At 34.9% G+C, this 12,511-nt stretch carries 9 protein-coding genes; 3 read left to right on the top strand and 6 right to left on the bottom strand.

Annotated elements, in window-relative coordinates; genetic code table 11:
• Positions 1-59: 59 nt before the first annotated feature.
• Positions 60-923 carry a DegV family protein gene (locus AC07SW_RS03600; protein ID WP_119907619.1) on the bottom strand — a complete coding sequence of 288 codons (864 nt, stop codon included), beginning with the start codon at positions 921-923 and terminating at the stop codon, positions 60-62.
• Positions 924-1,230: 307 nt separating this feature from the next.
• Here AC07SW_RS03600 and AC07SW_RS03595 point away from each other — a divergent pair, with 307 nt between their 5' ends.
• Positions 1,231-1,875: a YigZ family protein gene (locus AC07SW_RS03595; RefSeq protein ID WP_494632248.1), complete on the top strand. Its 645-nt coding sequence runs from the start codon at positions 1,231-1,233 to the stop codon at positions 1,873-1,875.
• 85 nt (positions 1,876-1,960) lie between these two features.
• Positions 1,961-3,070: an LCP family protein gene (locus tag AC07SW_RS03590; RefSeq protein ID WP_463685387.1), complete on the top strand. Its 1,110-nt coding sequence runs from the start codon at positions 1,961-1,963 to the stop codon at positions 3,068-3,070.
• Between the two features lie 86 nt (positions 3,071-3,156).
• On the opposite strand, the gene AC07SW_RS03585 is transcribed toward AC07SW_RS03590, so the two are convergent.
• Positions 3,157-4,239: a glycosyltransferase family 4 protein gene (locus AC07SW_RS03585; RefSeq protein WP_463685396.1), complete on the bottom strand. Its 1,083-nt coding sequence runs from the start codon at positions 4,237-4,239 to the stop codon at positions 3,157-3,159.
• Positions 4,240-4,376: 137 nt separating this feature from the next.
• Between AC07SW_RS03585 and AC07SW_RS03580 the strand changes: the two genes are divergently transcribed.
• Positions 4,377-5,462, top strand: a complete 1,086-nt coding sequence (locus AC07SW_RS03580) for an LCP family glycopolymer transferase (protein WP_135017618.1) — start codon at positions 4,377-4,379, stop codon at positions 5,460-5,462.
• Between the two features lie 19 nt (positions 5,463-5,481).
• Here the strand turns inward: AC07SW_RS03580 and AC07SW_RS03575 are convergent, their stop codons facing one another.
• From AC07SW_RS03575 to AC07SW_RS03560, 4 genes are all read right to left on the bottom strand, one after another.
• A complete protein-coding gene (locus AC07SW_RS03575) occupies positions 5,482-6,195 on the bottom strand; it encodes a GntR family transcriptional regulator (protein ID WP_034571456.1) in 714 nt (237 codons plus the stop codon).
• Between the two features lie 13 nt (positions 6,196-6,208).
• The gene (locus tag AC07SW_RS03570) at positions 6,209-6,913 is read right to left on the bottom strand and encodes a glucosamine-6-phosphate deaminase (RefSeq protein ID WP_311908288.1); all 705 of its coding nucleotides are present in this window, start codon (positions 6,911-6,913) and stop codon (positions 6,209-6,211) included.
• Positions 6,914-6,942: 29 nt separating this feature from the next.
• Positions 6,943-8,082, bottom strand: a complete 1,140-nt coding sequence (nagA, locus tag AC07SW_RS03565; RefSeq protein ID WP_463685384.1) for an N-acetylglucosamine-6-phosphate deacetylase — start codon at positions 8,080-8,082, stop codon at positions 6,943-6,945.
• A gap of 99 nt (positions 8,083-8,181) precedes the next feature.
• Positions 8,182-12,465, bottom strand: a complete 4,284-nt coding sequence (locus tag AC07SW_RS03560) for an acyl-CoA dehydratase activase-related protein (RefSeq protein ID WP_494632246.1) — start codon at positions 12,463-12,465, stop codon at positions 8,182-8,184.
• Positions 12,466-12,511: the final 46 nt, after the last annotated feature.

The following is a 12,511-nucleotide window of genomic DNA, read 5'->3' as shown; positions in this document are numbered from 1 at the left end:
CAAAAAAAGCCGATAGATTTTCTATCGACTTTCAAAATAATTGCTATTCAAAAAAAATTTTAATAAGGATGACTTCTATTTCTATCTTCAATCCAAGCCATGCCTAACGCTCCCTCACCTAAATGAGTACCTATTACTGGACCAAAATAACTTAATTCAAACCGAACCGTTGGCAAGGTTTTTTCTAAATGTTTCTTCCATTTTAAAGCTTCTTCTTCTGCATTCGCATGAATGATTGTGGCAACGATTGGATAGCCTTTTTCGCTATCTTCTACCAACATACCTTCAATTCGTTTTAATGCTTTTTTTGAAGAACGAATTTTTTCAAAAACAACAATTTCTTTGTCTTCAAAGTGCAAAATAGGTTTAATTTTTAACATTGAGCCTAAAATAGCAGCACCATTAGATAGTCTGCCTCCACGGACTAGATGATTCAAATCGTCTACCATGAAATAGGCCCTAAGTGTTTTTTGCATTTCATCAAAAGCAGTTAGAATTTCTTCAACAGTTGCACCATGCTTAGCCATTCGTGCACCCTCTAACGCAAAGTACCCTTGGGCCATACAGCTAATCCCAGAATCATAAGGAAAAACTTTTATGCCTTCTACCATTGAAGCAGCACCTGCAACATTTTGATACGTTCCACTTATTTTACTAGATAAATGAACACTAATAACAGCGTCATAATCTTTAGCCAATTGTTCAAACAATGTGACAATTTCTCCTGTTGTAGGTTGAGAACTGGTTGGTAAGTTTTCCATAGTACGAACTTTTTCAAAAAACTCTTCACTCGTAATATCAACTTCTTCTCGGTAAACTTCATTGCCTACCACAACGGAAAGTGGCAACATATAAATGTTATTTTGTTTATATTGCTCATGTGTTAAGTAAGCAGTGCTATCTGTTACAATTGCAATTTTCAACTTTCCACCCCACTATTTACTCATGTATCGTTACATTTTCAGCGTTATTGTTATATTCAAGGATTAATTATAGCACATTTTTCGACACCCGTCTTATTAAAAATAAGATTTTTTTATTTAAAAGGATCCCTACGTTGACGATTTATGCAGTTTTACTTTTTGTTACATTCATTACAAATTATTTTCAATTTAATGGAACCCTGTTTATTCCTATTAAAAACTGATATTCTTAACAATATCTACTAACATTCCTCACATTTTTCGTTTATAATGTAAATTAAGATTATGTTAGAGGAAGGAACTCTCTATGCTGAAAACCTATCAAACACTTTATCAAGATGGCATCATTGAAATTGAAATCAAGAAATCTCGCTTTATTTGCCATGCTAAAAGAGTTACTGACGAATTACAGGCTACTGAATTTATTCAAACCATCAAAAAAGAACACTGGAAAGCAAACCACAATTGTGCGGCTTATCTAATCGGTGATAATGATGAACATCAACGAGCTTATGATGATGGCGAACCAAGTGGTACTGCGGGCGTTCCAATGCTAGAAGTTTTAAAAAAAATGAAGTTAAAAAATGTTGTTGTGGTTGTAACTCGCTATTTTGGCGGTACAAAACTTGGTGCAGGTGGTTTGATACGCGCTTATAGCAAATCTGTGAGCACTGCACTTCAAGAACTTGGTATCGTTGAAAAAAGTTTACAAACTGAAATTATTGCTACAATTTCTTATCCTGATTCAGGGAAACTTGAATACTTTTTAAACCAAGAAAATTATACGATTAAAGACATTGCCTACACAGAAAAAGTAATCGTAACCTTTTTTGTTAGTGAGTTATTCATATCTGAAATAAAAGAAGAATTGACCAATCTCTTAAATGGTCAAATATCATTCAAAATAGGAGATAAAAGTTACTGTGAAAAAAGAATCGATGTCTCTTCTTAATAAAAGCTTACGTTTTCAGCAATGGCTTTCATGATAAAATAATAAAGACTATTTTTAGCTAAGTACACTTACAAGGAGAATGACTGTGAAAAAAAATAAACTAGAACCTGTAACTTCTTCCCCTCTAAAGCGGAAGAGAAAGAAAAAAAACTTAACCTTAATTATTTTAATTCCTTTACTAGTATTAGTTCTGGCTGCCGTTACTTATGGAGCAAAACTATATGCAGAAGCTAAAAAAACAGTAGATGATTCTTATCACGAATTATCTGGAACCAATAATACGATTACTAAAAATGGAAAAACTGTAAAAGTAAATCCTATTGAAGATACCATTTCAATTTTGGTAATGGGAATTGACGATGATTCTGCTAGACAACTCGGCAGTGCACGAACGGATGCTTTAATTTACTTAACAATCAATCCTAAATCACACGAAATCAATATGGTAAGTATCCCACGTGATACCTATACAAAAATAAAATCAAACAAATTTAACGGAAAAGACAAAATCAACGTTGCTTACACTTATGGTGAGGAAGAAGCTAGTATTGCTACTGTTGAAAATCTTTTAAATGTTCCTATTAATTATTATGTTACGTTTAACTTTGACTCTTTCCTAGAAATTGTTGATGCTCTTGGTGGAATTGAAGTCGATGTTCCAGTATCCTTTACAGATACGAACACACTAGGAAACGGTGAAGTTACCTTAGAAAAAGGCAGACAACATTTAAACGGTGAACAAGCACTTGCTTTAGCTAGGACTCGGCATATTGATAATGATGTAAAACGCGGTGAACGCCAACAACTAATTTTAAAGGCAATTGTTGATAAAGCGATGTCTGCTGGCTCTATCACTAAATATTCAAATGTAATTAAAGCAGCTGGCTCTAATATGAAAACTAATTTAAAATTCAATGAAATGTTATCTATTGCTCAAACTGGAATTGATGGTACGTACAAGTTTAATTCTTATGTGTTTGACTGGACCGATTTCACATTAGATGGTGCAAGTATGGTTGAGTTGTATCCTGACAGTGTTGACTTTATTAGTCATCGTTTAAGAGTTTCTATGGGACTAGATAGTAAAAATGAAACTGACAGCTCAAATTATGAATTTAAGACAAATGGTATTGGTAATTATGAAAGTGATAGCTCTGAAATGGACAGCTCTCCTACTTATTATCAAAGCAATTAGAAAAAAACTCCTTGAGAAATTTCAAGGAGCTTTTTTCTTTTTTATTACTAAACTAAACAGCAAAATTATTGGACTTTTTGTAACTATTATTTACCTTCCTCGTTATTTCGATTAGCAAATTTTTTAAATCTTGAAAGAAGTGGCTGATGTTTTTCGCCTACTAAACCTATTAATTCTACAAATAGCTCCAAACCCACTAACAAACTTATAGTCAATAAAATTGATCCCCATAAAGTAGAAATTTTATAAAGCAACGCAGTAAAAGAAAAAATAACAGCTAAGCTATAAATAACTAAAACAGTCTGTCTATGCGTTAAACCTAATGACATTAAACGATGATGTAAGTGCATTTTATCTGCGCTAGAAATCGGCTTATTATTTAAGTACCTACGAAGCATTGCATAAATTGTATCTGTAATTGGAACACCTAAAATAACTACTGGAATGATCACAGACAAGAAAGTTACATTTTTTAAACCTTGAAGAGACATTACAGATATCATAAACCCTAAAAATAAAGCTCCAGTATCGCCTAAAAATATTTTTGCTGGGTAAAAATTATAGGGAAGGAATCCAATTAAAGCTGCTACTAAAGCAAATATCATAATTGGAATATTGATACTTGCAATTGTTAAAAAGAAGTATCCTATAATTCCCATAGTTGTTAATGCAATAATAGAAACTCCTGATGCTAGTCCATCTAATCCATCTATTAAATTAACCGCATTTGTAATAGCCAAAATCCAAATAATAGTTACTGGAAAGCTAAATATACCTAAGTTAAAGGTTCCAAGAAATGGTAAAGTTACCATGTCCATTTTTATACCGGCATAAAAGTAAATCACTAATGATGCGAGAACAATTCCAATTAATTTCATTTTGGGACTTAGTTCCTTAATATCATCTATCATTCCTGTAATAATAATGATCGTTCCTCCAAGAAAGATTGGAAATACTTGATCAAATGGGATTGGCAACATAAAAAACATTGAAATAAAGAAGGCCAAATAAATAGCAAATCCACCTATTGTAGGCATTTCTTTTTTATTTACTCTTCTTGCATCTGGTTTATCAGTGGCACCTATTTTAAAAGCTAGTTGTCTAACTAATGGAGTCAAAACTAATGATAGAATCATTGTAGCTACTAACATAACAACGATATGGAACATATTATACATAAAAAAACCTACTTTCATTATCGGCTTGCTTCAACATTCATTATACAAATTAAAAATCCATAATACAATTGCAATTTCTTTAAAAATCATCTACACTTAATAAATAATTAAAATTTAGGAGAAATTTAATGAGAGCCGACCGTTATAAAGCCGAAAAACAACGAAAAAAAAAGAAACGAAAAATAATTCTAATTAGTATCTTCTCTTGTGTACTACTAGCCATTATTGGGTATTTTACATATTTCGCACTAGCTACTAATCAAGTTTTAAATGATATCCAAGGAGAGTCATTAACTTCTACCTCCACTAGTCCAAGACCCACTCCCGTTAAATTAAAAAACAAGGAGCCTTTTTCTATCTTGCTCTTAGGAGTTGATGAGAGACCAGAAGATAGTGGTCGAAGTGATTCAATTTTAGTTGCTACTGTTAATCCAAAACTAGACAGTGTTAAACTAATTTCACTTCCTAGAGATACCTTTGTTAATCTTCCACAGAATAAAGGAAAAGACAAAATCAATGCCGCGTATGCATACGGCGGTATCAACTTAGCTGTTCAAACTGTAGAAAAATATTTAGGCATTCCAATCCATTACTATGCAAAAATCAATATGGAAGGCATGGTAGATTTAGTTGATGCCGTTGGTGGAATCGATGTTGTAAATGAATATCCCTTTGAATTAGATGGCGTTTCTTTGGATAAAGGAAGTTACAGTTTAGATGGAAATCAAGCGCTCCAATACGCCCGTATGCGAAAACAAGATCCTGCTGGTGATTTTGGAAGACAGGAAAGACAAAAAGAAGTCATTCAAAAAGTCGTTGAAAAAGGTTTGAGTATTACTAGCTTAACTAATTTTAATTCGATTTTTCAAGCTGTTGGTAAAAATGTAGAAACAAATTTTACAGGCAGTGAACTTTGGGATTTACTCAATAATTACAGCTCTGTTGCAAAAAATATTGAAACACTTAATTTAGAAGGAAAAGATAGTTACCTTTACTACATTCCTTCTTATGGTCAAGAAGTTTACGTATGGGAGCCGACAAATGAGTCTCTTAGCTCAATTCAACAAGAGTTGCAACTTCATCTTAATCTTGAAACAACGAATAGTGAAGTAGACTCAAGTTCAGACGAAGCGGTTGATTCATCATCTTCCGAAATAACTAATGATAATAGTAATCAAATAGATTCAACCGAAAAAGAGTACAATCCCAATTAATTGGGATTGTACTCTTTTTTTAATTATTTTTTTCTAAATAGAATTCAAAACGATTCCCTACATACTGCGTTCGTACATACTCAAAGGGCTTGCCATCTACAAAATAGCTGATTTGCTTCAATCTAAGCACAGCTTCGCCTCTTTTGATATCTAAATACTCTGAGATCTTTTCTGATGCTAACATAGCCGAAACAGTCTGTTCAGCACGACCGATCACTAACCCTTTTTCAAGTTCCAATGTTTTATATAGCGAACGAGTCACTTCTGGTTTACTTAAGGATTCTACTAAATGAAAAGGTATCGTTGCTACTTCAAAACAAATTGGAATCCCATCGGCATACCGAATGCGTTCCATTCTTAAAACAGATGTTTCTTCTTCTAATTGAAGTTTTTCAGCTTCGCTAAAGCTTGCAGGCTTAACATGATAAGAAACAGTTTTACTCGTTGGCTTTCTTCCTTGAGAAAGCATAATATCGGTAAAACTATCAATGCCAGACATTTGCTCTTGAACTTTTTGACGTGCAACAAAGGTTCCTGAACCAATCTTTCGTTCTAAGATTCCTTCATCTACAAGCGTTTGAATAGCTTGACGTAATGTCATTCGACTGACATTAAAAAAAGTGGATAATTCTCTTTCTGAGGGAATTCTTTCGCCCACAGCCCACTTACCTTCTTCAATTTCTTTGCGAATTTGGTTATGAATTTGAATATAAACAGGTGTGCTTGCCCCCATAATTAGTTCACTCCTACTTTTGAAGTAATTTCGCTGCTGACTCATCCATAATTATAACAACATTTTTATGGTTTTGTAAAATACTTGCTGGTACTTCTTCGGTTACTTTTCCTTCAATCGTTGCTTTGATTGCTTCTGCTTTACCTTCACCATAAGCAATTAAAATAATTTTTTTAGCAGCCATAATTGATGCGATTCCCATTGAATAAGCAAAACGCGGTACATCTTCTGCTTTGTCAAAGAAGCGTGTATTTGCTTCGATTGTTGATTCTGTTAAAGCAACTTTATGTGTTGTTGAATCAAATGGTGTTCCTGGCTCATTGAAACCGATATGAGCATTGCCACCGATTCCTAAAATTTGAATATCAACTGGATTAGCAGCAATGATATCATCGTAATGTTTGCATTCTGTTTCAGCATCTGCCATGCCATTTGGAACGTACATTTCTTTAAATGGTTTTTGATTGAATAGGTTTTCGTTCATGAAATAGCGATAGCTTTGTGTATCTTCCCCACTTAAACCAACATATTCGTCTAAATTGATTGAAATCATATCCGAAAAATCAACGTCACTTGCTGTCATTTCTTTATATAATGAAATAGGTGTACTTCCAGTTGCTAAGCCTAATACTCTAGCGTCTTTTTCCATTCCCTCTTTGATTAATTCAAATGCTTTTTTTCCGCCTGCTTCTTGATCTTTTACAATAATAATGTCCAACGTAATATCCACCTTTTACTTTTTATATTTTATTTAGCTTGAATGCTATTGCCTAAACTGATTGTTTCTTGGATGTGTAAATCTTTATCAAAGACTACCATATCTGCATCTTTACCAGCAGTGATAGCGCCTTTTTGTGTCAAGCCAAATTCTCTTGCTTGGTTGCCTGATGTCATTTTTACAACATCTTCAATTGAACAACCTGTAAATTCCATCATGTTACGGAAAGCATCTTGGTATTCTAAAACACTACCTGCTAGATTTCCTGTTTCAAGACGTGCTTGTTTATCTTTCACGATTACTTTTTGTCCGCCAAGCTCGCTTTCGCCTTCTGGCATTCCTTTAGCGCGCATTGAATCTGTAATAAGTTCAATACGATCTGCGCCTTTGACTAAATAGGCTAGCTTGATCATGTCTGGATGAATATGGAATCCATCAGCAATGACTTCTGTATAAATGTTTTCTTCTAAGAAAGCATGTCCCGTAACACCTGGTTCACGGTGATGTAATCCACGTTGCGCATTGTATAAATGCGTAATATGAGAAGCTTTTGATGTCAATAATTGTTCACGAGTTGCGTTACTGTGGCCAATTGATGGAACGATATTGTGTTCAACACAGTATTCTTCAAATGCAGAAGCATCACTGTTTTCTGGTGCGTATGTTACTAAGCGAATCCTATTGCCACTTAGTTGATTCCATTCATCAAAAACTGCTACATCTGGAACTTCGATGTATTTTTCAGGTTGAGCACCTTTGAAGACTTTTGATACGAAAGGACCTTCTAAATGAATTCCTTGAATAATTGGGTTGCGTTTAGCTGCTTCTTTGATTGCTACCATTGCTTTTGAAATATTTTCGTGTGATTGAGTCATTGTTGTCGCAAAATAAGACGTGATTCCTTCTTTTTGCATGTCTTTAACCATTGCATCAATTTCGTCAGCATTTCCGTCCATTGCATCCCAGCCGTAGCCTCCGTGGCTATGAACATCAATAAAACCTGGAACGATGATTTTTCCTTTTGCATCAATAATTTCATCATTTGGCTCGTCGGTAAAGTCTTTCATCTCACCTACTGCTAAAATTTCTTTATTGAATCGTACAAATCCGTTTTCAATCTTTCCTTCGCCTGTATAAATCGTTGCATGTTTCAACACTTTTGTACTCATTTTCTTCACCTCGTATTTGGTATAGTCCAATTATAACTGGTATAGACCAAATTTGCAACAAAGAACCACTTTAATAATTAAATTAAAGTGGTTCTTTGTTTAAGTTATTTTTTGCATTTTTTTTAACGCTTCTGGATCTTTTTCAATATTTTTAGTTGCTGTTGAAAGCATCAATCTGATTCGATTTAGTTGATTAACAATTGAAACCCCTGGATCGTAATCAATTGCAGCAATATTGGCATCTTTGTATTGTCTGCGTAACTCTTTTATTGCACCTTTTCCTACAACATGGTTTGGCAAACATCCAAAAGGCTGCATACACACAATGTTATTGACACCTGATTTTAAAAGCTCAATCATTTCTCCTGTTAAGAACCAGCCTTCGCCTGTATGATTTCCGATCGATAGAACTTTCGATGCTCCTTCAGCCAAATCATAAATGGAGTGAATGCCGTCAAAACGTTCTGATTTGCATAAAGCCTTGTCCATCGGTTGTTCACACATTTCAATTAGTTTAATAGCAACTTGAGAAATTAGTTTTGTTTTATAAGGAATCCCCATATTTTCATAACGCCAAATTTGATTATACAAACTGTAATTCATAAAGCCAATAATATCTGGCACAACAGCTTCTGCACCTTCTTGTTCTAATAATCGAATCAAATCATTATTAGCAGTCGGTGAATATTTCACTAAAATTTCTCCTACAACACCTACTCGTGGTTTGATTTCATCGGTTAAAGGAATCGTATCAAAGTCGTGAATAAGCTGTTTCATATTTTTATTAAAGGCTCTCATTGAACCCGTTTCAACATTTGTTTTAACTTTCCTTAACCATTTTTCGTGTAAGGCATCCACACTGCCTTTTTCAACTTCATAGGGTCTTGTGCGATAGACAACTCGCTCGAATAAGTCTCCATAAATAGCTGCGACTAAAATTCGTTTTAGCATCTTGATATCATAGGTGAATCCTGGGTTACTTTCCACTCCTTGATTTCCCATAGAAATGGAAACTACTGGAATATCAGGAAATCCGGAATCTTTAAGGGCTTTTCGAAGTAATGGAATGTAGTTTGTAGCACGACACCCTCCGCCTGTTTGGGTCATCATTACACTGACATTTTCTAAATCATAATCGCCACTCTGTAAAGCTTCAACTAGTTGACCAATCGAAATAATTGCGGGATAACAAGCATCATTATTTACAAATTTTAGACCTTCATCAACTGCCCCTTTATCCATTGCAGGTAGAGACGCTACGTTATAGCCAGATGCTCTTAATGCAACATCAAAAAGTCCATTTTGATGAATGGGACTCATCATTGGCATTAGCAAGGTATGTTTGGCTTTCATCTCTTTTGTAAATTGAATTTTTTCAACAACAGGTGGCTTTTCTGTTAATTCAGCGCTAATGTTGTCTAAGCGAAGGGTTCCTCGTTCTCTAACGGCAGCTTTCAAAGAACGAATTCGAATTCGAATGGCTCCTAAGTTAGCTCCTTCATCAATTTTTAGAACGGTATAAATTTTACCAGCTTGTTCCATGATTTCTTCGACTTGATCAGTCGTTACTGCATCTAATCCACAGCCAAATGAATTCAATTGAATCATTTCTAATTGGGATGACTTTGCAACCACTCGAGCTGCTGCATATAAACGAGCATGATAAACCCATTGATTGACGACTCGTAAGTTTGCAACATCTCCTAAATGAGAAATACTGTCTTCCGTTAAGACATGGAAACCTTCTTGCGTGATCACATCTGCCACTCCATGGTTAATTTCTGGATCAAGGTGATAAGGGCGACCTGCCATCACGATGCCTTTTTCACCTTTCATATTTAGCATCATTAAGGTTTCTTCGCCTTTATTTTGAATGTCTTGCTTAAAGTGTTTTAATTCTATGAACGCATTTTTCAACGCTTCGTCGATCTCTTCTTTTGAAATTCCTAAGTCTTTGAATGTTTCAGCTAAGACTTTTGCCATTGAGGTAGGATTGCCAAGATTTAAAAATGGATTTCGATAATCTACAAGACCTTCACGAATTTCATCAACATTATTGCGAATAACATCTGGATAAGATTGAACGATAGGACAATTAAATTGATTTTCTGCTTCTTTAAATTCCTGTTGTTCAAAAATAATACCTGGATAAAAGATTAAAGAAACACCCTTGTCAATTAATGCTTGGATATGACCGTGAGTTAATTTTGCTGGGTAACAAACTGTATCACTTGGAATTGTATCCATTCCTTGCTCATAAAGCTGTTTGTTAGAACGAGGCGATAGCTCCACTCGAAAACCAAGTTGGGTAAAAAAAGTATGCCACAAAGGATAATTTTCATACATATTAAGCACTCTTGGTAAACCAATCGTTCCTCTTGTTGCTTGTTTTTTGCGTAACGACTTGTAGCTAAATAAACGTTTGTATTTGTAATCAATCAAATTTATTTTCTTATCTTCTTTTTTGACTTTAATTCTAGCACCACGTTCACAGCGGTTTCCAGTAACAAATTGACGGCCATCGTTAAAAATAGTCACTGTTAGCATGCAATTGTTTTCACATAAACCACAATGGGTAAATTCTTTTTCTGAAGTAAATTCTTTAAGCTCTTCCAATGGTAAAATTGTCGAAATATCCCCTTCAACATAAGCTTCCATCGCTAAAATAGAACAACCATACGCACCCATTAAACCTGCGATATCTGGTCGTATCACTTCTCTGCCACTAATCAATTCAAATGCACGAAGCACGGCTTCGTTATAAAAAGTTCCACCTTGGCAAACGATTTTTTTGCCTAAATCTTCTGGACGCTTGATTTTAATAACCTTGTATAGTGCATTTTTAATTACTGAATATGAAAGTCCTGCAGAAATATCACCAATTGTAGCACCTTCCTTTTGAACTTGTTTCACTTTTGAATTCATAAAAACGGTACAACGAGAACCTAGGTCAACGGGATAGTTTGATTTCGTTGCAGCCAATGCAAACTCTTCTACTTTTGTGTTTAATGATTTCGCAAATGTTTCAATAAATGAACCACAACCTGAGGAACAAGCCTCATTTAATTGAATAGAGGATAGGGCACCATTTTTAATCGTCATAGCCTTCATATCTTGACCGCCAATATCTAGTATAAAGTCGACTCCTGGTTGAAAACGATTGGCTGCTTTGTAATGCGCGACTGTTTCAACTTCACCAATATCCACTTTTAAGGCATTCTTAATCAAGTGCTCACCGTAACCCGTAATTGCCGTTTTTCCAATAAATACATCATTCGGTAATTTTGAGTATAGTTCGCTTAATACCTTCATCGTCATCTCTAGTGGTTGACCTTCATTATTTCCATAAAATTTGAATAGTAACTCTCCTTGAGAATTAATTAAGGTGACTTTGGTCGTGGTTGACCCTGCATCGATTCCTAAAAAAGCAACACCATGATGCTCGCTAAGATTTTTTTCAACAACATTCGATTGATTGTGTCGCTTTCTAAATTCTGCTAAGTCTTCTTCTGTTTCAAATAAAGTTGGCAATGTATCACTTGGTTTCATACTTTCTTCATCCGCTTCTTCAAAGCGCTTGAGCAAATGATTAAGCGTAAGGGGTTGTGTTTTTTCTGAATAAAAAGCAGCACCTTTAGCCACAAATAATTGAGGGTCCTCTGGGAAAATAATATCTGCTTCATTTAAATTTAACGTTTCAATAAAACGTCTTCTAAGCTCGCTCATAAAGAAAAGTGGTCCACCTAAAAAAGCTACTTTCCCACGAATTTTACGTCCTGAAGCAAGTCCTGCTATCGTTTGATTGACTACCGCTTGATAAATACTGACTGAAATATCTTCCGGTCTGGCTCCTTCATTAATCAACGGTTGAACATCGGTTTTCGCAAAAACACCACATCTTGAAGCAATGGGGTAAATCGTTGTATAATTTTTAGCCAACTCATTAACGCCATTTGCATCTGTTTTTAAAAGGCTTGCCATTTGATCGATAAAAGCCCCAGTTCCTCCTGCACAGCTTCCGTTCATGCGTTGTTCTAAGGCACCGTCAAAAAAGGTGATTTTAGCATCTTCTCCGCCTAATTCAATTGCCACATCTGTTTCTGGAATCAGTTCTTCAACCGTTCTTGTACATGCGATTACTTCTTGAACAAACTCTATTTCTAGTAGTTCAGACAGCCCCATGCCACCTGATCCTGTAATCATCATGGTTAAAGAATACTCGCCTAACGCTTGACTAGCTTCTTTTAAAATACGATAGCTAGCTGCCTTAACATCCGAGTAGTGGCGCTCATACTTTGAAAAAAGTACGTTAGTGTTGGAATCCATAATGACTAGCTTAACAGTTGTTGATCCCACATCTATTCCTGCCCGTAGTAATTCCATTTTTAGTCCCCCTTAAATAAACCAGTTCTCAATTATTTCTCAATTG

The sequence above is a fragment of the Carnobacterium sp. GW821-FHT04C06 genome (assembly GCF_059420345.1).
The sequence above is the reverse complement of the archived record's forward strand: the minus strand, read 5'-3'. Positions and strand labels throughout refer to the sequence as shown.